Source organism: Chryseobacterium sp. KBW03 (assembly GCF_003852415.1).
Classification (GTDB): Bacteria; Bacteroidota; Bacteroidia; order Flavobacteriales; family Weeksellaceae; genus Chryseobacterium; species Chryseobacterium viscerum.
In genome coordinates this window covers 99,018-119,688 of sequence record NZ_QAJO01000004.1, presented here as the reverse complement: position 1 = coordinate 119,688, position 20,671 = coordinate 99,018, and the positions used below count along the sequence as shown (strand labels likewise).

At 36.4% G+C, this 20,671-nt stretch carries 20 protein-coding genes; 10 read left to right on the top strand and 10 right to left on the bottom strand.

Features of this window, described 5'->3' with window-relative positions; all coding sequences use genetic code 11:
- Positions 1-91: 91 nt before the first annotated feature.
- Both DBR39_RS08560 and rmuC read right to left on the bottom strand, forming a co-directional pair.
- Positions 92-931: a LytTR family DNA-binding domain-containing protein gene (locus DBR39_RS08560; protein ID WP_124532240.1), complete on the bottom strand. Its 840-nt coding sequence runs from the start codon at positions 929-931 to the stop codon at positions 92-94.
- A gap of 12 nt (positions 932-943) precedes the next feature.
- The gene (gene rmuC / locus DBR39_RS08555; RefSeq protein WP_124532239.1) at positions 944-2,449 is read right to left on the bottom strand and encodes a DNA recombination protein RmuC; all 1,506 of its coding nucleotides are present in this window, start codon (positions 2,447-2,449) and stop codon (positions 944-946) included.
- A gap of 220 nt (positions 2,450-2,669) precedes the next feature.
- Between rmuC and DBR39_RS08550 the strand changes: the two genes are divergently transcribed.
- The 5 genes from DBR39_RS08550 to DBR39_RS08530 all read left to right on the top strand — a co-directional run bounded on the left by DBR39_RS08550 (position 2,670) and on the right by DBR39_RS08530 (position 10,340).
- Positions 2,670-3,344 (top strand): response regulator transcription factor, encoded by a 675-nt coding sequence (locus DBR39_RS08550; protein WP_124532237.1) that lies wholly within the window; start codon positions 2,670-2,672, stop codon positions 3,342-3,344.
- A 2-nt stretch (positions 3,345-3,346) separates the two neighbouring features.
- Positions 3,347-4,711, top strand: a complete 1,365-nt coding sequence (locus DBR39_RS08545; protein WP_124532235.1) for a sensor histidine kinase — start codon at positions 3,347-3,349, stop codon at positions 4,709-4,711.
- A gap of 137 nt (positions 4,712-4,848) precedes the next feature.
- A complete protein-coding gene (locus tag DBR39_RS08540) occupies positions 4,849-6,123 on the top strand; it encodes a TolC family protein (protein ID WP_124532233.1) in 1,275 nt (424 codons plus the stop codon).
- Positions 6,124-6,126: 3 nt separating this feature from the next.
- The gene (locus tag DBR39_RS08535; RefSeq protein ID WP_124532231.1) at positions 6,127-7,242 is read left to right on the top strand and encodes an efflux RND transporter periplasmic adaptor subunit; all 1,116 of its coding nucleotides are present in this window, start codon (positions 6,127-6,129) and stop codon (positions 7,240-7,242) included.
- On the top strand, positions 7,242-10,340 hold the full coding sequence (locus DBR39_RS08530; RefSeq protein WP_124532229.1) for an efflux RND transporter permease subunit: 3,099 nt from the start codon (positions 7,242-7,244) through the stop codon (positions 10,338-10,340). The genes DBR39_RS08535 and DBR39_RS08530 overlap by 1 nt, the downstream gene beginning before the upstream one ends.
- Positions 10,341-10,399: 59 nt before the next feature.
- On the opposite strand, the gene DBR39_RS08525 is transcribed toward DBR39_RS08530, so the two are convergent.
- From DBR39_RS08525 to DBR39_RS08510, 4 genes are all read right to left on the bottom strand, one after another.
- Entirely contained in the window at positions 10,400-11,155 is a 756-nt protein-coding gene (locus DBR39_RS08525) for a DUF5995 family protein (protein WP_124532227.1), read from the bottom strand.
- Positions 11,156-11,231: 76 nt separating this feature from the next.
- The gene (locus DBR39_RS08520) at positions 11,232-11,474 is read right to left on the bottom strand and encodes a hypothetical protein (RefSeq protein ID WP_124532225.1); all 243 of its coding nucleotides are present in this window, start codon (positions 11,472-11,474) and stop codon (positions 11,232-11,234) included.
- Positions 11,475-11,690: 216 nt separating this feature from the next.
- On the bottom strand, positions 11,691-12,665 hold the full coding sequence (locus tag DBR39_RS08515; protein WP_185147154.1) for a DUF6624 domain-containing protein: 975 nt from the start codon (positions 12,663-12,665) through the stop codon (positions 11,691-11,693).
- A gap of 71 nt (positions 12,666-12,736) precedes the next feature.
- Positions 12,737-12,973 (bottom strand): hypothetical protein, encoded by a 237-nt coding sequence (locus DBR39_RS08510; protein ID WP_124532222.1) that lies wholly within the window; start codon positions 12,971-12,973, stop codon positions 12,737-12,739.
- Between the two features lie 264 nt (positions 12,974-13,237).
- Here DBR39_RS08510 and DBR39_RS24210 point away from each other — a divergent pair, with 264 nt between their 5' ends.
- On the top strand, positions 13,238-13,405 hold the full coding sequence (locus DBR39_RS24210) for a bacteriocin-like protein (RefSeq protein ID WP_185147153.1): 168 nt from the start codon (positions 13,238-13,240) through the stop codon (positions 13,403-13,405).
- A gap of 34 nt (positions 13,406-13,439) precedes the next feature.
- Here the strand turns inward: DBR39_RS24210 and DBR39_RS08505 are convergent, their stop codons facing one another.
- From DBR39_RS08505 to DBR39_RS08490, 4 genes are all read right to left on the bottom strand, one after another.
- Positions 13,440-14,231 (bottom strand): hypothetical protein, encoded by a 792-nt coding sequence (locus DBR39_RS08505; protein ID WP_124532220.1) that lies wholly within the window; start codon positions 14,229-14,231, stop codon positions 13,440-13,442.
- The gene (locus DBR39_RS08500; RefSeq protein ID WP_124532218.1) at positions 14,203-14,673 is read right to left on the bottom strand and encodes a YciI family protein; all 471 of its coding nucleotides are present in this window, start codon (positions 14,671-14,673) and stop codon (positions 14,203-14,205) included. The genes DBR39_RS08505 and DBR39_RS08500 overlap by 29 nt, the downstream gene beginning before the upstream one ends.
- 128 nt (positions 14,674-14,801) lie before the next feature.
- Positions 14,802-15,980 carry a nicotinate phosphoribosyltransferase gene (gene pncB / locus DBR39_RS08495; RefSeq protein WP_124532216.1) on the bottom strand — a complete coding sequence of 393 codons (1,179 nt, stop codon included), beginning with the start codon at positions 15,978-15,980 and terminating at the stop codon, positions 14,802-14,804.
- Between the two features lie 95 nt (positions 15,981-16,075).
- Positions 16,076-16,552, bottom strand: a complete 477-nt coding sequence (locus DBR39_RS08490; RefSeq protein ID WP_124532214.1) for a Dps family protein — start codon at positions 16,550-16,552, stop codon at positions 16,076-16,078.
- A gap of 457 nt (positions 16,553-17,009) precedes the next feature.
- Between DBR39_RS08490 and rpsL the strand changes: the two genes are divergently transcribed.
- Genes rpsL through rpsJ form a run of 4 tightly spaced genes read left to right on the top strand, consistent with a single transcriptional unit; the run spans position 17,010 to position 20,369 of the window.
- Positions 17,010-17,423, top strand: a complete 414-nt coding sequence (rpsL, locus tag DBR39_RS08485) for a 30S ribosomal protein S12 (protein WP_027381287.1) — start codon at positions 17,010-17,012, stop codon at positions 17,421-17,423.
- Between the two features lie 23 nt (positions 17,424-17,446).
- The gene (gene rpsG / locus DBR39_RS08480) at positions 17,447-17,923 is read left to right on the top strand and encodes a 30S ribosomal protein S7 (protein WP_089734635.1); all 477 of its coding nucleotides are present in this window, start codon (positions 17,447-17,449) and stop codon (positions 17,921-17,923) included.
- Positions 17,924-17,929: 6 nt separating this feature from the next.
- The gene (gene fusA, locus DBR39_RS08475) at positions 17,930-20,047 is read left to right on the top strand and encodes an elongation factor G (protein ID WP_124532212.1); all 2,118 of its coding nucleotides are present in this window, start codon (positions 17,930-17,932) and stop codon (positions 20,045-20,047) included.
- Between the two features lie 16 nt (positions 20,048-20,063).
- Entirely contained in the window at positions 20,064-20,369 is a 306-nt protein-coding gene (rpsJ, locus tag DBR39_RS08470; RefSeq protein ID WP_002661363.1) for a 30S ribosomal protein S10, read from the top strand.
- Positions 20,370-20,671 lie beyond the last annotated feature (302 nt).

Here is a 20,671-nt window from a genome sequence, read left to right as displayed (position 1 = left end):
GTCATTTAATTTTTGAGCAAAATTGTAGCTTTAAATCAATGCCTTAAAATTAATGTGATGAATAGCAAGGAATAGTGACGAATGACAAAAATTATGAATTCTGTTGCTGCAGTTGAGGGATAATTTCCGGAATAAAACTTCTTGAAACAGGAATTTCAAAATCGATTTCCGGAAGAATTAATTTATATCCCTGAGCGTTTCCTTTAAGGTTCTTTATCCTTCCAAGATTCACAATATAAGAACGGTGGCATTTTTTGATGGAACCAGTTTCGATTTGTTGTAAAGCGTTGGATAAACTGATTCTGACTAACATCTTTTTTACACTATTATTCTCTAAAAAGTAAAATGTACAGTAATTTTCCATGGACTGAGCACACAGGAAATCATTCTCATTGATGATAAGCTCAGTATTCTGTGTTGATATTTTCAATAGACTTTGTTGCTGACCAGGAATAGAAACAGTTAGATGCTGAGAAATATCTTTAGCCATATTTTCATGAACGTTTTTCAAATAGATATACCGTGATAAAATATAAATGACCGATATCGGAATGCCCACAGCCAGAGAATAAAGAAGCATATAGAAGTAATTTCCAAGGTCAAGTTCTACATGACTTAAAAATAATGAATTATAAAAGTAGGAGAGTACAGATCCCAGGAATAAAATGATAATTATTTTCACCAATTCTGATCCAATATTCCAGTTGGTGAACCTTGAAGTCGTAAGGTTGGCAATAAAAAAAGAAGCGCCAAAAATAATACAATACGGGAAAAGCAATGCAAACTTATAAGGATGATGAAAGTTTTCCGTACCGAAAGGCTGAAAAATAATCAGAAACAGATACACAGAAATTCCGGCTCCCAGAGAAGAAATAAGAATTTCTTTGAAGGATTCAGATGTTGGATAAGGATATGAGGCAAAAGAAAACATAAAATCCAGGATTTAGTTTTCTGATGGTTCAATAAGATTACTGTTGTCAATAAGGCTTTGAGGCAGATCTTTTTTGTTTTTGATTCCTAATGATTTCAGTTTCTGAGTCTGGATTACAAGATTATCATTTCCGGTATGAAGCTGTTTATAGGCATCATTAAATACATTCTTCGCCTGGTCGAGATTTCGCCCAACTTTCTCTAGGTTTTCTACAAAACCTACAAATTTATCATACAGTTTGGCACCACGTTCCGCAATTTCCATGGAATTTCTGTTTTGGTACTCGCGTTTCCAAAGATCAGCAATTAGCTTAAGGGAAGTGATCAGGTTACTTGGGTTAAGCAATAAGATTCTTCTTTCATAGGCGTAATTCCAAAGGTTTTGGTCTGCCTGCATGGCTGCAATATAAGCCGGCTCACTGGGAATGAACATCATCACGAAATCTAGTGATTTGCCATAATCGTCATAGGCTTTTTGGCTCAATTGTGTGATGTGATTTTTGATAGATCCAAGGTGCTGGCTTACTTTTATAGCATATACATCTGCATCGGTTTCGTCTACCAATTCTGTGAAAGCGGTAAGGGAAACTTTAGAATCAACGATGACATTTCTTTCATCCGGATATTTTATCACAGCATCCGGACGCATTTTTTTTCCGGAAAATTCAGAGAATAAAGCATTATTATCTTCGTCACGTAATTCATGCTCCAGGAAATATTCTCTTCCTTTTACTAGCCCTGATTTTTCTAGAATACTTTCCAGAATCATTTCGCCCCAGTTCCCCTGAGTTTTGCTTTCTCCTTTCAGAGCGCGGGTCAGTTTTTTGGCATCCTCAGAAATCTGTTGGTTCAGTTCTGCCAGCTCTTTCACTTTTTCAGCGAGAGAGAAACGTTCTTTATTTTCCTTTTCGTAGGCTTCGTTGACTTTATTTTTTAAATCAGCAATTTTCTCCTGAAAAGGCTCGAGGATATTTTTTAAGTTATTTTGATTTAAAGTGGTAAACTTTTCTGTTTTTTCCTCTAAAATCTTATTCGCCAGATTTTCAAACTGTAGCTTAGACTCCTCCTGGATTTTTACAATTTCATCTTTTTGAGTATCCAGTGATTTTTGGAGACCTTCATTTTTTGCTGAAAGCTCAGAGTTTTTAGCAAAAATTGACTGCTTTTCAAGAATGTGAGTTTCTATCTGGGAAGTCTGTTTCTGATTGAGCTGTTTCAATTCCTGAAACTGGATAGTGAGCGAAGAATGCTCTGCAGAGATTTTAGAAAACTCATTTTTCAGATCATCCAACAGATCCTGCTGTAGGATATTTAATTCTTTTTCTTTGCTGATATTCTGATTAAGTTCCTGAATCTTCAGCGTTGAATTTTCAAGATCAGATTGAGTTTTAATAGATAAGGTATTTAATGAATCATAAGAACTTCTTGAAACCATTGATGATTTCAGTGCAAAATACAATATCACTGCTCCCAGTATACCACCGGCAGCAAACCCAATAATTAAATATATCATCTCCATCTTCCAAAATTATGAAAAAAGGCTGGAAGAAGGAAGAAGGATGTTGGAAGTTACTTCTGCGCAGGTAAGAACTGACAACTTTTACATTAATTTCAATGTTTTTGAAAGGTGAATAAAATGGGAAACAATTGTTTTATAAAATTCTATTACGTCTCTCTTCCCGCCTTCATCCTCCTTTCTTAATTAGATTACCTATATTTATGGGAAATTTCAGAGACTTATGAATATTTTGTTGGTAGAAGATGATCAAAGAATCAGCAATTTTCTGATAAAAGGCCTTTCCGAGGCTGGATACAATCTTACCCTTGCAGATTCCGGTGAAAAGGCGCGTGAGCTTCTTCATACCTATAATTTTGATCTTATTCTAATGGATATCATGCTTCCCGGATTGGATGGAATGCAGCTTACCCAGATCATACGATTTAAAGGAAATTATACTCCGATTCTGGTTTTAAGTGCCCTGAACAGCCCTGATGATAAAATAAAAATGCTGGACATGGGAGCTGATGATTATTTATCAAAACCTTTTCATTTTGAAGAACTGATTTCAAGGATTAAAGCTTTAACAAGAAGAAATAAATTAAGTTATCAGAAAGAAGATCAGTACTTGACTTGCGGCAATATCACCATTGATACAGATCTTCATAAAGTAACACAAAACGATAAGGAAATTGAATTTTCCCCCACAGAATACAAACTTTTTACGTTCCTTATGGAGAATAAAAACAAGGTACTGAGCAGGACTCAGATTTTACACAAAGTATGGGGAATTGATTTTGATAATACAACGAATGTAGTAGATGTTTATATTTCTTATGTCCGTAACAAGATTGACGAAACAGAACAGAAAATTATTCATACGGTAAAAGGAACCGGATATTTAATTAAAGACTGAAAATGACTCTCAGAAGCAGATTTACCCTTATTTCAAGCCTTTCATTCGGCATTGTTTCTATCATCACATCTGCGGTGATATTTTTTGCCTATTATGACAGTACCAAGATTTTTTATTTTGAAAAGCTACGGAATACAGCGCTTATTTCTGCCATTTATTACCTTGATAAAGATGAGCTCCCGAAAGACAGGCATGCCCAGATCAAAAAAGAATACAATCACCTGATTCAAAATAACAGGGTAGCCGTCTACAATCAGAATAATGAGGTTACTTTTGGGCAAAATCTTCATGATCAAAATATAAAACTTTCCCACCTGCAGGCAGTAAGGAATAATAAAGGCATGCAGTTTATGTCGGATAATCAGTTCTATTATGGAATTTTCTATCCGGATAACCAGGGAGATTTTGTGGTTTTTGTAAAATCCCCGAATGATTCATTTCAGTCACAGATTTTAAGACTGGCTATTATCATGCTTTCTGTATTGGTCATTGGACTGCTGGCGATTTATTTTCTGAGCAGATATCTTTCTAAGGTAGTTTATAAACCTATTTCCAATGTTGTAGAACGCATCAATAAAGTGGAATATAATAATATTTCTACTGCAATTATTGCTTCTACCAATACCCATGATGAAATTGAAGATCTTATAAAATCTTATAATAAACTGCTGGGCAGGATTTCTGAAAATGTACTCTTACAGCAGAACTTTATCAATTATGTTTCTCATGAATTTAAAACTCCACTGGCTGCAATCTCCGGAAATCTTGAAGTTTTCGCTCAAAAAGACAGGACTCCGGAAGAGTATAGGGAAGTGGCAAAAGAATCATTAGAGAATGTATATGAGATTGAAAATATTCTCAACAATCTTTTACTGATGTCCGGAATGACCAAACTTGAATCTTCTCATAAGCAAATGAGAATGGATGAGCTGGTATGGAAAATTTACGAAAAGCTTGATCCTAAAGCAAAAGAAAACAATTCATCTATTAAAATACAGCTTCAGGTGACAAAACCTGCTTTGCTGGAATTTCCCGGAAATGAAACACTGCTCTATCTGGCATTATATAATATTGTAGAAAATGCAATCAAGTATTCCTATGATAAACCTGTGGTGCTTACATTATCTGAGAAGAACAGCCGGCTTTATATCGAGGTCAGAGATGAAGGAAGAGGAATTCCGGCAGATGATCTTGTGAAAATATCTGAAACTTTTTACAGAGGAAAAAATGTAGATACCGTGAAAGGAAGTGGAATAGGCTTATCTCTCTCAAAAAGTATCTTTGATCATCATCATATTGTAATGAAAATTGATTCTGCTATTAATGTCGGAACAAGCGTTCTTCTTGAATTTCCGTCCCATTCATAATTGTGTTATTTGTGAAAACATTCGTGGTTTTTAAAAGTTCTAATCAAACTCTAATGTTGAACTAACCGAATTTTAATTTTGTTTAAAATTCCCTCTAATATTAGAAAAATAGCTTTGTAGTCTTAAATAAAAGACCCTTGAAGAAGCTATTTTTTACCCTATTTTATATTCATTGTTTCAGTTTCTTTTCTGCGCAGATTTCAGATACCCTGAAAATTGACAGAAAGGAAGCTGAAACAATTTTTTTGGCTAAAAACCTTGACATTATTGCCCAGAAGCTTGAAATTTCACAAGCCGAAGCAAGAGCTGTTCAGGCGAAATACTGGCCCAATCCAAAATTAAGCATCAGTGAAGTCAATCTATGGAGAACCTATGACATAGAAGAACAGCCTGCACTCATCGGAAACTGGGGAAAAAACACCCAAATTTCTGCTGAGATAGAACAGGTCATTCAGACCGCTGGAAAGAGAAGAAAAAATATTGAGCTCCAGAAAATAGAAATTGAAGGAGAGAAATATGAATTACAGGAAGTTTTACGTGAGCTGAAGAAGACATTAAGGAATACGATTACCGAGATTCTTTACAATCAGGAACAACAGAAGATTTATCAGGGACAGATTGCTTCCATTGAGAAATTAACAAAATCCTATAACAATCAATTGAACCTGGGAAATATCAGTAAGGCTGAATATGTCCGCTTAAAAGCTCAGGAAATTGAGTTTAAGAAAAAACTGATTTCATTAAAACAGGAAATTGAAGATCAACAGGTAGAACTTAAGGCCTTATTGATGTTACCTTCTCAATCTTATCTGGTAATCACAGATTCATTTGTGATGCCGGAAAGACAACTTTCAGAATTGGAGGTGGCACAATGGATGGAAAAGGCAAAAGAAAACCGCCCCGATATTATGATCTCAAGAAATAAAGAAAAACACGCTGCCAAAAACCTCGAAATACAAAATGCGATGAAAACTCCGGATGTAGCGGTTTCCATTGGATACGACCGTGGCGGAAATATCATGAAAGACTTTATAGGCTTAGGGGTTTCTATGGATCTTCCCATTTTCGACCGTAATAAAGGAAATATTCAGGAAGCCAGACTTGAAATTGAGAAAAGTAAACTTGAGACTCGTAAAAATATGCTGAAATCGGAAAATGAAATTGTCTCTGTTTTCAGAAACTATATCCGGACACAACAGGTTTCGGAAGAAATTGATGAAAATTATGAATCTACATTGGATAGTTTGCTGGTAAGCCATGAAAAAAACTTCAGACTCAGAAATATCAGCATGCTGGAGTATATGGATTTTCTGGATACCTACATAGGAAATAAAATGATCATACTGGATACTAAAAAAGAGCTTAATCAATACTACGAAAACCTGCAGTATGCTGTAGGACAAGATTTATAAGATATGAACAAAAATATTACCCAATACATTGCTGCAATCTACCTCTCCGCCTTCGTGATTTTTACAGGTTGTACCGGAGAAAAAGAAAATAAAGAAGTTGAAAAAAACTATTGCATCAGTAAAGAGCTTAAAAAAGATATTAAACTGGTGAAAGCAGAAATGCTTCCCATAGAAGAAAGTATCACCCTCACCGGAGAAGTGGAAAGTAACTCGGATAAAACGGTTCCTTTTGTAAGCCTGGTGGATGGAGTTGTGATGGATACCTATTTTTCACTCGGTGATTATGTGAAAAAAGGACAGAGTCTGGCAAGTATAAAAAGTACAGCGGTAAACGAAATGCAGGATGATTCCCAAACTTTGCAGGCTCAGCTGGCAGTAGCCAAAAGAAAGCTGACCTCCGTGGAGGCGATGTATAAAGATGATATTGCCTCTCAGAAAGATTTACAGGAAGCACGGTCGGAAGTAGCCATATTGCAGTCTAATATTTCCAAGACCCAGAAAAATATGCAGCTGTATTCAGCAGGAGGAAATACGATTCAGATAAAAGCTCCTGCGGACGGCTACGTTATTTCAAAGAATATTTCCAAAGGAATGCCTGTTACAGCGGGTGGAGATCAGCTTTTTACCATTTCCAATCTGGATAAAGTATGGGTAATGGCCAATGTGTATGCTACCAATATGAGACATGTGTATGTAGATCAGCCTGTAATAGTGAAAACACTGGCGTATCCGGATGATAGCTTTTCAGGGAAGATCAATACTATTTCCCAGGTCTTCAATGAAAACGAAAGAGTACTTAAGGCCAAAATCATTATGGACAATAATGGGATGAAGCTAAGACCCGGAATGTCTGCAGATGTTGTATTACCTGTTAACTCACAGAATAAATCTGCATTGGCTATTCCTGCTAAAGCTTTGATCTTTGATAATAACCAAAGCTATGTAGTGGTATACAAAAAAGACTGTGATCTGGAGATCAGACCGGTAACTGAGATTGCTTCCAATAGCCAGTATATATATGTAGAAGGAAATTTAAAGCCAGGTGAAAACGTCATTGCTTCCAACGGATTGCTGATCTACGAAAACCTGAAAACCCAAATAAATAATTCCACCAAGTAATGCGAAAGTTTGTACAGAATATAGTTTCCTTCTCTTTAAAAAATTCATTGATCGTTCTTTTGGGGACTTTTCTTTTGCTGGCCGGAGGAATCTATTCTTATATGCATACCCCTATTGAAGCATTTCCGGATGTTACCAATACAAGGGTAAGAGTCATTACCCAATGGCCGGGAAGAAGTGCTGAAGAGATCGAAAAATTTGTCACATTACCCATTTCCAAAGAAATGAATGCCATCCCGAATAAAACATCGGTGCGTTCTATTTCCTTATTCGGATTGTCTGTAGTAACCGTGATTTTTGATGATCATGTCAATGATTTTTATGCCCAGCAATATGCTTCCAATAAACTCGGAAATGTAAACCTTCCTGCCGGGGCAGAATATAGTATTGAGCCTCCTTCCGGAGCTACGGGTGAAATTTACCGTTATATTATTAAAAGTAAACTTCCCATCAAAGAAGTTACGGCAATCCAGGACTGGGTAGTGGAAAGAGAATTACTGGCAGTTCCCGGTGTTGCAGACGTGGTGAGCTTTGGTGGAGAAGAAAAAACCTATGAAATAAAAATTAATCCTACAGAATTACACAATTATGACCTTTCCCCCCTGGATGTGTATGAAGCAGTTTCGAAGAGTAATATCAATGTAGGAGGAGATGTTGTGGCAAAAGGAGATCAGGCTTATGTAGTGCGGGGGATCGGTCTTTTGGAGAAGAAAGAAGATATTGAAAATATTAAGATCGAGGTAAAAGGTTCTACCCCAATTCTGGTAAAACATGTGGCTGAAGTAAAAATTTCAGCAAAACCAAGACTAGGGCAGGTAGGGTATAATAAGGAAAATGATGTTGTAGAAGGAATTGTCATTATGCTTCGTGGTGAAAATCCAAGTGAAGTAATTGCCAGACTGAAAGACCGAATTCAAGAGCTGAACGGAGGAGAGCTGCCGGGAGATGTTCAGATTGTTCCGATCATTGATCGTACAGAACTCGTGAATACCACCGTTCATACCGTTTCCAAAAACCTTATTGAAGGAGTAATTTTGGTTTCGATCATCGTATTTATATTTTTATATAACTGGAGAACAACTTTCATTGTAGCATCAGTCATTCCTTTGGCTTTCTTGTTTGCCATTATTATGCTTAAAATTCAAGGGCTGCCGGCCAACCTGATTTCGATGGGAGCGCTGGATTTCGGACTGCTTCTGGAAGGAACGCTGGTCATCGTAGAACACGTCTTTGTGGCTCTCGAACTTAAAGCCAGGGCAATAGGAGTGCGGAGATTCAACAAAATCTCCAAACTGGGGATCATTAAGAAAAGCGCAGGAAGTGTGGCAAGCTATATTTTCTTTGCCCTGCTGATTCTTATTGTTGCTCTGATGCCAATCTTCTCATTCCAGAAAGTGGAAGGAAAAATGTTCTCTCCTTTGGCGTTTACACTGGGATATGCATTATTAGGATCATTGATATTAAGTTTGACCTATGTTCCGGCGATGTGTAAAATTTTATTGACCAAAAATATTGAAGAAAAAGAAAATTTCATCTCAAGATTCTTCAAAGTAAATATCTATAGGATCTACGAATTCAGTGACCGCCATAAAAAAGGATTTATCATCGGTTTTGTTGCCTTACTTGCTGTTTGCGGTTGGAGATTCTCAAATTACGGTTCCGAATTTTTACCAAAACTGAATGAAGGAGCAATCTACGTGAGAGCAACACTTCCCAACAGTGTCAATCTGGATGAATCGGTACGGTTGACCAAAGAGATGAAGGAGATTTTAATGAAATATGATGAAGTGAAATTTGTCATGACTCAGACAGGCCGCCCGAATGACGGTACAGATCCTACAGGTTTCTTTAATATCGAATTTAATATCCAGCTGAAGCCGGAAGGAGAATGGAAGAAAAAAATATCCAAAGAAGAACTTCTTGAAGAAATGAGAGTTTCCCTTGAAAAATATCCGGGAATCAATTTTGGATTCAGCCAGCCAATACAGGATAATGTAGAAGAATATGTTGCAGGAGTAAAAGCACCACTGGTTATTAAGATTTTCGGAAATGATCTCTTCGAGCTTGAAAACTATGCCAATAAAGTGGCCAATTCCATCAGAACAGTTCCAGGAATTTCAGATGTCAATGTGTTTAAAAATATTGGACTTCCGGAATTGAGAATACAGCTTCATGATTCTAAAATGGCAAAATATGGTATTTCCACAGCAGATGCACAGGCTGTCATCGAAATGACGATCGGCGGACAGGCTGCCACCAAGTTTTATGAAGAAGAAAGAATGTTTGATGTCATGCTGAGATTTGAAAAACAATATCGTGATACTCCGGAAAAAATGGGGAATATTCTCATTCCTACACAGGATAATAAGAAAGTCCCATTGAAAGAAATTGCAACCATAGATTATCATACCGGACCATCATTTATTTACCGTGAAGGAAACAGCAGGTATATCGGAGTTGGTTTTAATATTGAAGGACGTGACCTGGGAAGTACGATCGAGGAAGCAAAAGCGAAAGTAGATAAGGAAGTAAAACTTCCGAAAAATCATAAAATGACGTGGGCTGGGGAATTTGAAAGTAAAGAAAGAGCAGCAAAACAGCTGGCAATGGTAGTACCGATATCTTTAGTTCTTATTTTGATGCTGTTGTATTTCAACTTCGGAAATGTAAAAGATACACTGATCTCTTCCATTACACTGGCATTTGCTTTTATTGGAGGGTTTTTATCCCTTTGGTTTACGGGGACTATCTTCGGAATCTCAGCGGGGATTGGATTTATCATCCTTTTCGGAGTAGCTACGATTGATGGTATTGTTCTGATCGGAGTGATGAAAGAAAATCTGCAAAGCAGAATGTCTCTTAAAGAATCCATTGCACAGGGAGTGAAAAGCAGAATACGCCCGGTGGTTATGATTGCCCTGATGGGATCTATGGGACTTCTTCCTGCAGCAATGTCGAATGGAATGGGCTCAGAGATTCAGAAACCTTTAGCCATTATGATTGTTGGAGGGCTGATTGTCTGTATGCTGCTGTCATTTACAATACTGCCAATTATTTTCCATTATGCCTATCGTAAAAAGCATAAGGAGGCACTATAGTTTCTTTTATTTTGTTCATTATGAGGCCGGGATCCGTGAGGAAGATCCCGGCCTTTTTATTAAGAACTCTTTGTGGATTCCAAAATCTCAATATTTTTCACGATGTCAATGCTTTCACACTTTTTAAATTCTTTTAAAAGAGCGGGAGTGAGGATCTTCGGATTCAGAATTTGTGTAGCAACTTTAGCTGCGGCGTAATCTACGATGCCAATAACCGATTCTCTTAAGAAATTCGGAGTATTGGAGGCTATTACAGCGGTCGCCCAGGAAGTATCTCTTGCTTTGGAAATGGCAAAATCAAGTACAACATTATCTTTTCCGTTGGATAGCTTGTCAATAAGATCCACGGGATAACATATTTTGTTCAGAGAATCCTGTACATTCTGATTGATGGAAGCAATGACATTATTAATGTTCTCGAAATCTTTTTTTAACGGATTTATTTTCCGGTAGGGCATGATGGCTGCGGCAGAAATACCAAGATCGAGATTGATATGAGCATTCATGCCAAGGAATATATGCTGTAATATCAGCAGGTTTTTGTTTTTAGCAGCTTCAAAAGCGATATACCATGAATTGGTACATTTTTCTCCCCTGTTATAGCTTTCCCATGCCTGAAGATATCTTTGTGCAAAAGCAATATCGAGTGAGGTCATTCTGGGATTATCCTCAAATTTTTTCTGCTGAATTCCTTTCAGAACCTGTGCGGTCATGATCCGGTAGGTACAGGCAAAATATCCTGCAGGACTCTTGTTTTCTTTGCACCAGATGATGATTTCATCCAGTTTTTTAAGAACTTCCTCAATGGTTTTCATGATGGTTTTTGTTTATTTAAAGATAATAAAAAAGTGAGCCGGGAAGACTCACTGTATTTATTTTCATAGACTATGTTTATGGTACTAATGTTCCAGGATCAATTTCAATAGGTCCAATGGGTACTAAAGGACCGCAAGCCCAGCTATTGACTTCGCATCTGTTACCCATACATATATAATTAGTCATAGTGGTAGTGCCGTCAGGACATCGGATCATCGCTTCACCATGGCAGCCTCCGGGGCATTGTGCAGGATATAGTGTTCCTCCGAATACCTCTTTCAATTCTGTTCTTAAAAGTTTTGTTAAGTTCTTTTTCATGGTTTAATTTTTTTTGTTTAGTAATTTAATTTATTCTTAACGCTCTTATAATTAAATAAGTAGGTTTAAAAAAGATTGAACTAAAATAGCAAATTATATTATGATAAATGTTAAAATGAAGGTTAGTTTTTTTTAAATGTAGAATAAGATTAAAATAGAAGAATGTCAATTAGATTTGAAATCTAACCATGAATAATAGAGTGGTGTAATTTCTGTTTATTTGTGCTTTGTTTTTGCCTCCAGTTTAGGTAGGTCTTTTTTATATTGTTCAGCATCCCATTTAATTTGCCAATTCTTTACATACTCTGCCAATGGAGGAAGTCCAACATCTGCGCGTCTTTTATCTACATTTTCAGGATCTTCCAGTGGGGATACATAATATATTTGTGTTTCAGGATCACGTCCGATCTGGCTGCCGTAAATTTGTCTTTTACCTTGTCTCAGGGCCACCCTGTCTTCGAGAAGGGCCAGACTGCTGCTTTGTGCTTTACCTTTTTTTACAGCATCTCTCATCATGGGCAAATATTTTTCCTGTGTTGCCTGATCTGCATGTTGGATAACAAGAAATAATGTAATGCTTCCCTGTCCGCCCACAACATCAGGGCCCACCCAGCCATATTTATCAAGAATGGCTTTTACCTCAATAAGATTGAGAGAATCTTTTTTATTGATAAGCTGCCAGTGCTCATTCATTTCTTTTGAGTTTCCGCCGTATTTTTTTTCAATATCCTCGATTTGTTTTCTATACTTTTGGTCTTCATTATAAATGTCACCAAGCTTTGCAACCAAGGGTTTATTCAAACCTGCTTCTGCTTTCTCCTGATTCTGTTTGATTTTTTCGATTAGAGGCTTCCATCGTTTATCACTATGTAAAGAGCTAAGGTCTGTATCCGTTGTTATATGGTTATAATTACTGAATTTTACTGCAATCCTGTCAAGTTGGGAAAATGCACTGTCTGGCCCTGATGCCATTGCCCAAGAGCATGCTGCGTTGTACCTGTCATTTAGAGATGCTTTCCAGCCGTTAGACTTAAAGGCTTCTGAATAGTTGCTGGCAGAGTTTTTGAAATCCTTGGCTTGGTAAAGTGATTCCGCCGTTTTTACTTTATCGGTGTATTCTTTGGGAACAGTTTGTCCGAAGATCAGTTTTGTTGATGCTAAACACAGCAAAACGAATAGTCTTACTTTCATGGTAAATTTTATTTATTTAAAGATAATAAAAAGTGAGCCGGGAAGCTCACTTTATTTATTGTTCATTCAGATTATGGGGTGATTATAATCGGATCAGGAAAAGGTTCGAGAACCAGTGGCTTGCACATTGCTGCCGGTTGGCAGCTTCCCCCCATACATATAAAATTAGTCATCGTGGTTGTACCGTCAGGACATCTGATCAAAGCTTCACCATGGCATCCTCCCGGGCATGGTGCCGGATACAGTGTTCCTCCGAATACCTCTTTCAATTCTGTTCTTGAAAGTTTTGTTGAATTCATTTTTTTCATGAGATTAATTTTTAATTTTAACTTGGTTTGTTGTTAACTTGCTTACAATGAGTTGTGTAAGTTTAGTGTACTAAATGCTAAAATAATTAAATTAATTCATTATGACAAGAGATATTGTTGTTGATTTAAATAATTTTAATTTATAATGATTTGAAATGTAGGTTTTTAATAAATAAATTGTATTTTTAATTCCAGGTAAAGAGAAATAAAAAGAGGAATCCGAAAATCTTCAAGAGTAGGAAATTAAACTAAACAAAATTAATCATGAAAAATTTAAAAAACTTAAACAGGAAAGAGTTAAAAACTGTTTTAGGAGGTGCAGCATTAGCTTGTGAAACACCGGTAGATGGAGGATGTCAGGCAGGATATATTTTCTGTAGCAATCCTTATTGCTGCTATCCGCCAAGAAGGCCGTATATCTGTCTTGATTAAAAGCAAATAAAAATAGGCTGTCTTCAAAGACAGCCTATTTATTTTTAATAAGGTGATTTTTTACGTTTGTATATAAAATAAGCTTGACTTTATTATCCATAATTTCCAGAATGCCATGTTTATGTTGAAGATAAATACTTTGATGGCTCTCTGATTTTTTTATAATGAAAGGGTTGTCAGAGAAAAGTTCATTACCAATTGTTTGTACAGTATGAAACTTATCGTTTCTAAGTTCTGAAATGGTAGTTTTTGTTTGGTTATAATTTGATAAAATTGAGTACAGTTTTTTATCATATACAAAGCTAGTCATGAGGGCTACTCCGATGGAATCAACCATTTGTTTTGTTCCTTTTGAAGAATGAGACTCATATTTTCTTGTAATAATGTCAGGATTATAAATAGGGATTGTATCGGTTTGTTCCATCTTTTCTGGATCTGTAATTTCTAGAATATCCGAACTACCAGTACCATGTGACATAGAATTGGAAATGTAATATTTGTTTTTGATTTTATTTACAGCAACCGGGCAGGTTGCTTTTGCGTAATATATTTTTTTTGATTTTTTATTTTTAAAATAGACCGTTCCTCCCCATTCTCCTGAACAGGTTTTCCATACTTCATATGTTGTATCACTATAAAGTAGCCCCTGAGGGGATAAGGCTTTTAATTTTTTTAAATCATTAACAATATCTCTGTCAACCTTTTCTGTTGTAAATTCAAAAATGGCTGGCTGTTTTGTACAGTTTGTCATTAATAATATAGAGAAAAGCACAAATAGAATTCGTGCTTTATTTTTATTAAGGATTTTCTTTTGAAACTTCATCATGATGTTTAAGATATAAAGGAAGAGCTGCAGATCCATACCATGGGAAAATTTCATAACCGAAAACCCCAGCCTGAACTGCGGGATCTGTTTTTACCCATTGTTCAGCTTCTTCCTTAGATTTGGTATTGAAGATAAACATGCCGCGGTAGTTTTCCTTATTCTTTTCAAGGAAAGGTCCGGCTACGATGATTTTGCCTTCATCTGCCAGTTTACCGATATTGGCCATGTGGCCTTTCATAAGCTCGCCCATTTTGGTTTTATCTTCAATCTTAACAGAGCCTGTTGTCAGCATAACAATAGTATAAGGTTTCATACCATATTGATCGGCTCCTAAAGAAGTTGCCAGTTCCTGATTAAATTTTAGCTTTTCTGCTTTCTTTTCCTGTGCAAAGGACAATGCGGATATGAGGAGGCACGCGGTTAGTAATGGTTTTGATTTCATCTTGTTTTATTTTGATAAATATAATAAAAACCTTAAAGATTTATGAGCACTGAATTTCAAAAAACGATATGATACAAAAAAACCTCGATGGTTACGAGGTTATATCTAATTGTTCAGATAAGTTTATTTTAATCTTTTATTCTTAAAAATTCTTTTGCCAGTTCAATCATTTTAGGATCTCCGGTATATTTACCATGTTCATCAGACAATTTTACTGTAGGAATCCATTCTTTATTAGTGGCTTGTACTCCAATAAGTTTCATTACGATGTTCATGGGTTTCAATCCTACATCATTTGTTAGATTAGTTCCTATTCCGAAGGATATTCCTATTTTTCCTCTGCAGTAGTTGGTAATTTCTTCTACTTTTTCAAGATTTAAGGCATCAGAAAAGATAATGTATTTAAACATAGGATTGATCCCGTTTCTTTGATAGTGAGCAATCGTTTTATCGGCAAATTCCAAAGCATCTCCACTATCATGACGTACACCATCAAAAAGCTTTGCAAATTTCTTGTCAAACTGCTGGAAGAAAACATCAGTGGTATAGGTATCAGATAAGGCAACTCCAAGATCACCCCTGTATACATCTACCCAATGTTCCAAAGCCATTTCATTGGCCATTTTGAATCCATATTCCGCAGCGTGGAACATAAACCATTCGTGAGCATGGGTCCCGATGGGCTTTACGCCATACTTCATCGCGAAATGCACGTTTGAGCTTCCTATGAAAGTAGACTCTTTTTTTTGTGTTAAAGCTTCCATCACCAGATTCTGTACCTTATAAGAATGTCTTCTTCTGGTTCCGAATTCGGCAAACGTTACTCCAAGCCTGCCCAATGAGTCTGCTTTTTCCAATGTTTTGCTCATGACCACTTCATTGGAATCTCTTTCCATATGGTTCATTTCGTAGTGCAGCTCACTGATTAATGCCAGTAAAGGAACTTCCCAAAGGATCGTTCTGTACCAAAGCCCTTCTACAGTGACGGAAAGGTCTCCTCCTTCCTGATGAATTTTCACTTCAGATGGATCAAAATGATATCCTTCTAAAAAATCCAGGTAGGGAAGGTCAATATAAGGACATGTTCTTGCCATGAACTTTTTTTCGTCTTTCGTAAGTTTAAGTTCTGCCATTTTATTAACAGCTTCCCTTAAAGCAGCATCAAATCCCGCCGGAAAGTGGTGTTTTCCTCTGTTGATAAATTCATATTTTACAATAGAACCAGGGAATAGTTTTACCACGGCATTCTGCATGGTTATTTTATAGAAATCATTATCCAGAATAGAGTTCAATCTTACGTCGTTCATAATATGTGTAATTTTAACGCAAATATAAAAATAAAAAATAAAATCGCCTAAATGTAAGGCGATTTTTTTGAAATATTTCAATCCTTTTTATGGAGTTATTTTCCAAGATAAGAATTGTACATCCAAACTTCTTTCTCCTGTTCGGTAATATAGTCGCTCATTTGCGAATTGGTACCTTCATCTCCCGCTTCATCGGTAATTTCTAAAAGTTCTCTCTGCAGGTCAATCACTACTTTGAATGAGCTTAAAATCAACTCAACACTTTTTGTTCCGTCAGTTACCTCTTTACTTTCTTTAATTGTAGCCACCTTTAAATAATCTGAATAGTTGTGGGCAGGAATTGCACCCAGTGTCAGGATTCTTTCTGCAATTTCATCAATCTTTAAAACAAGGCTGTTGTATAATTCCTCGAACTTCGGGTGAAGTGTAAAGAATTGTTCACCTTTGATGTTCCAGTGTGACCCTCTTGTATTCTGATAAAATACAGAATAGTTGGCTAACAGTACATTTAATTTTTCTGAAATCTTTTTACAATCGGCCTCTTTAAGGCCAATGATACTAGCATTTTTCATATGTATATATTTATTTTTTAAGGTTAAATAGAATCGCCGGCTTCCATTGGATATGTTTTGAAATTCCGTTTGGCAATTGTATGTGTTTATCATTTGTATATCCCAAATTTACGAAATATCGTGCCGAACACCTCTCTTTATTAATAGATGATAACTATAAGAAAATTTTTAAAAATAGTTTGGATGTATCAGATAAAATACTTGGGTTCTATTTTGGATATGAAACTTTATAAATAAGATTCAATGATGCAGATTTCATAATTATTTAATACTCTTTTTTTACGCTGTAAAATATATTTTTTCACGTCTCTTTTCCGTATGTAGATTAGGCTTCTTTGATGATCATATTGAAATGTATTTGATTTTGGATGTAAGTCTTTGATTTTAATTTTTATATAAGTGTTTGCAGATTAAAAAAATATTACTATTTTTGCACCCTAAAATAAAAAGCAATTAAATGCCTACTATTCAACAATTAGTAAGAAAAGGAAGAGCCACGCTTGCCAAGAAGAGCAAATCGGCTGCCCTTGATTCTTGTCCACAAAGACGTGGTGTATGTACGAGAGTATATACAACTACACCTAAGAAACCTAACTCTGCACTTAGAAAAGTAGCAAGGGTAAGACTTTCTAACGGTAAAGAAGTTAACGCCTATATCCCGGGCGAAGGACATAATCTTCAAGAGCACTCGATAGTATTGGTTAGAGGCGGAAGGGTGAAAGACCTACCGGGAGTACGTTACCACATCGTAAGAGGTGCATTAGACACCGCTGGTGTAAATGGAAGAACTCAGAGAAGATCTAAGTACGGAGCTAAGAGACCTAAACCAGGACAAGCACCTGCTGCTCCTGCAAAAGGAAAGAAAAAATAATCATTAAATAAGGTACAAAAGCAATGAGAAAGACAAAAGCGAAAAAAAGACCGTTGTTACCAGATCCAAAGTTTAATGATCAATTGGTAACGAGATTCGTAAACAACTTGATGCTTGACGGTAAGAAGTCAATTGCATTCAAAATATTCTATGATGCACTAGAGATCGTAGAAACTAAAAAAGGAGAAACGGAGAAAACTGCCCTTGAAATCTGGAAAGATGCACTTACAAATGTAATGCCTCACGTAGAAGTACGTTCTAGAAGAGTAGGTGGAGCTAACTTCCAGATCCCTATGCCAATCAGAGCTGATAGAAAGATTTCTATGGCAATGAAATGGTTAATTAGCTATTCTAAAAAGAGAAATGATAAGTCTATGGCTTTGAAATTAGCTAATGAAGTAGTAGCTGCTTCAAGAGAAGAAGGTGCTGCTTTCAAAAAGAAATCTGATACTCACAAAATGGCGGAAGCTAACAAAGCTTTCTCACACTTTAAATTCTAATTAGAAATGAGTAGAGATCTTAAATTTACAAGAAACATTGGTATTGCTGCCCATATTGACGCAGGTAAAACTACCACTACAGAAAGAATCTTATTCTACACAGGAGTTAACCATAAAATTGGAGAAGTTCACGATGGTGCTTCTACAATGGACTGGATGGAGCAGGAAGCAGAAAGAGGTATTACTATTACTTCTGCTGCAACTACTTGTTCTTGGAACTTTCCAACAGACCAGGGAAAACCTCTTGCGGATACTAAGCCTTACCACTTCAACATTATCGATACACCGGGACACGTTGACTTCACAGTAGAAGTAAACAGATCTTTAAGAGTATTAGATGGATTGGTATTCCTTTTCTCTGCAGTAGATGGAGTAGAGCCTCAGTCTGAAACAAACTGGAGACTTGCTGACAACTACAAAGTAGCTAGAATGGGATTCGTAAACAAAATGGACAGACAAGGTGCTGACTTCCTTAACGTGGTAAACCAGGTTAAAGATATGTTAGGATCTAATGCAGTTCCAATCGTTTTACCAATCGGTGCTGAAGAAGATTTCAAAGGTGTTGTTGACTTAATTAAAAACAGAGCGATCATCTGGGATGAAGCAGGACAAGGAGCTACTTTCGAAGTAGTGCCAATTCCTGAAGACATGAAAGATGAAGTTCTTGAATATAGAGAGAAATTAGTAGAAGCTGTTGCTGACTACGATGATACTTTGATGGAGAAATTCTTCGAAGATCCAGATTCTATCTCTGAAGAAGAAATCAACGAAGCTCTAAGAAAAGCTACTATTGATCTTTCTATTATCCCAATGACTTGTGGTTCTTCATTCAAAAATAAAGGAGTACAGTTTATGTTGGATGCAGTATGTAAATACTTGCCTTCTCCATTGGATAAAGATGATATCAAAGGTACTGACCCAAGAACTGACGCTGAAATTACAAGAAAACCAGACGTAAACGAGCCGTTCGCTGCTTTAGCATTTAAGATTGCTACTGACCCATTCGTGGGAAGATTAGCATTCTTCAGAGCATACTCTGGAAGACTAGATGCAGGTTCTTACATCTTGAACACTCGTTCAGGTGATAAAGAAAGAATCTCTAGAATCTATCAAATGCACGCTAACAAGCAAAACCCAGTAGAATATATTGAAGCTGGTGATATTGGTGCTGCGGTAGGTTTCAAATCTATCAAAACTGGTGATACTATGTGTGACGAGAAAAACCCAATCGTTCTTGAATCGATGGTTTTCCCTGATCCGGTAATTGGTATCGCTGTTGAGCCTAAAACTAAAGCTGACCAGGATAAAATGGGTAACGCTCTAGCTAAATTGGCTGAAGAAGATCCAACGTTTACAGTGAGAACTGACGAAGCTTCTGGACAAACGATTATCTCTGGTATGGGTGAGCTTCACTTAGATATCATTGTAGATCGTATGAGAAGAGAATTCAAAGTTGAAGTAAACCAAGGACAGCCTCAGGTTGAATACAAAGAAAATCTTACAAGAGTTGCTCAACACAGAGAAGTTTACAAAAAACAATCTGGTGGTAAAGGTAAATTTGCTGATATTGTATTTGAATTAGGACCTGCTGACGAAGGTAAAATTGGTTTAGAATTCATCAATGAGATCAAAGGTGGTAACGTTCCTAGAGAATTTGTTCCTGCAATTGAAAAAGGCTTTAAAGCTGCAATGAAAAACGGTCCTTTGGCTGGTTTCGAAGTTGAAGGTATTAAAGTTGTTCTTAAAGACGGATCTTTCCACGCAGTGGATTCTGATGCTCTTTCTTTTGAAATGGCTGCTAAATTAGGATTTAAAGAAGCGGGACGTGCTGCTAAGCCAGTAATTATGGAGCCTATTATGAAACTGGAAGTTGTAACTCCAGAAGAATATATGGGTAACATCATTGGTGACCTTAACAAGAGAAGAGGTACAATCAGTGGTCAGGAAGAGAAAAATGGAGCTGTTGTAATCAAAGGTTCTGTTCCACTTTCTGAAATGTTTGGATATGTAACTACTCTAAGAACACTTTCATCAGGAAGAGCTACTTCTTCTATGGAATTAGAGAAGTATCAAGCTACTCCACAAAACGTTGCTGAAGATATCATAGCTAAAGCAAAAGGTTAATTTTTAAATTAAAGAAATGTCACAAAGAATCAGAATAAAACTAAAATCTTACGATTACAACTTGGTAGACAAGTCTGCTGAGAAAATCGTAAAAACGGTAAAGGCTACTGGTGCTGTTGTAAACGGACCAATTCCATTGCCAACGAATAAGAGAATCTTCACAGTGTTGAGATCTCCGCACGTAAACAAGAAGGCAAGAGAGCAGTTCCAACTTTCAGCTCACAAGAGACTAATGGATATCTACTCTTCTTCTTCTAAAACTGTTGATGCTCTAATGAAATTAGAACTTCCTTCAGGTGTAGACGTTGAAATTAAAGTGTGATAACTGCATACTTTGCAATGATTATACAATCCGTTCCTTTTTAGGGACGGATTTTTTTGTGCAGTAATCTTTGATAAACATGAAATAAAACATAAAGGGCAAATTCATATCACAATGAATTTACCCTTTTTTGCATTATGCTTTCAGTAATCATAAAATAGGTTTAAGGGATAACCATTAAGGATAGATTATATCTGTTTGGGGATTCTAAAGAGACCTTAGGGAGGATTAATGATCTGATATTAATAGTTCTTTTTAAGGTGACATATGTCAGTGTTCTTTATTTATTTAGAATTAATAAA

Bases quoted from the DNA above. Each gene is read 5' to 3' on its own strand.
- rpsL (WP_027381287.1), top strand. From the start codon at position 17,010: ATGCCTACTATTCAACAATTAGTAAGAAAAGGAAGAGCCACGCTTGCC.
- DBR39_RS24210 (WP_185147153.1), top strand. From the start codon at position 13,238: ATGAAAAATTTAAAAAACTTAAACAGGAAAGAGTTAAAAACTGTTTTA.
- rpsG (WP_089734635.1), top strand. From the start codon at position 17,447: ATGAGAAAGACAAAAGCGAAAAAAAGACCGTTGTTACCAGATCCAAAG.
- rpsJ (WP_002661363.1), top strand. From the start codon at position 20,064: ATGTCACAAAGAATCAGAATAAAACTAAAATCTTACGATTACAACTTG.
- DBR39_RS08505 (WP_124532220.1), bottom strand. From the start codon at position 14,231: ATGATGAAGTTTCAAAAGAAAATCCTTAATAAAAATAAAGCACGAATT.
- DBR39_RS08520 (WP_124532225.1), bottom strand. From the start codon at position 11,474: ATGAAAAAGAACTTAACAAAACTTTTAAGAACAGAATTGAAAGAGGTA.
- DBR39_RS08550 (WP_124532237.1), top strand. From the start codon at position 2,670: ATGAATATTTTGTTGGTAGAAGATGATCAAAGAATCAGCAATTTTCTG.
- DBR39_RS08490 (WP_124532214.1), bottom strand. From the start codon at position 16,552: ATGAAAAATGCTAGTATCATTGGCCTTAAAGAGGCCGATTGTAAAAAG.
- DBR39_RS08530 (WP_124532229.1), top strand. From the start codon at position 7,242: ATGCGAAAGTTTGTACAGAATATAGTTTCCTTCTCTTTAAAAAATTCA.
- DBR39_RS08545 (WP_124532235.1), top strand. From the start codon at position 3,347: ATGACTCTCAGAAGCAGATTTACCCTTATTTCAAGCCTTTCATTCGGC.
- DBR39_RS08515 (WP_185147154.1), bottom strand. From the start codon at position 12,665: ATGAAAGTAAGACTATTCGTTTTGCTGTGTTTAGCATCAACAAAACTG.
- fusA (WP_124532212.1), top strand. From the start codon at position 17,930: ATGAGTAGAGATCTTAAATTTACAAGAAACATTGGTATTGCTGCCCAT.
- DBR39_RS08535 (WP_124532231.1), top strand. From the start codon at position 6,127: ATGAACAAAAATATTACCCAATACATTGCTGCAATCTACCTCTCCGCC.
- pncB (WP_124532216.1), bottom strand. From the start codon at position 15,980: ATGAACGACGTAAGATTGAACTCTATTCTGGATAATGATTTCTATAAA.
- DBR39_RS08500 (WP_124532218.1), bottom strand. From the start codon at position 14,673: ATGAAATCAAAACCATTACTAACCGCGTGCCTCCTCATATCCGCATTG.
- DBR39_RS08525 (WP_124532227.1), bottom strand. From the start codon at position 11,155: ATGAAAACCATTGAGGAAGTTCTTAAAAAACTGGATGAAATCATCATC.
- DBR39_RS08510 (WP_124532222.1), bottom strand. From the start codon at position 12,973: ATGAAAAAAATGAATTCAACAAAACTTTCAAGAACAGAATTGAAAGAG.
- rmuC (WP_124532239.1), bottom strand. From the start codon at position 2,449: ATGGAGATGATATATTTAATTATTGGGTTTGCTGCCGGTGGTATACTG.
- DBR39_RS08560 (WP_124532240.1), bottom strand. From the start codon at position 931: ATGTTTTCTTTTGCCTCATATCCTTATCCAACATCTGAATCCTTCAAA.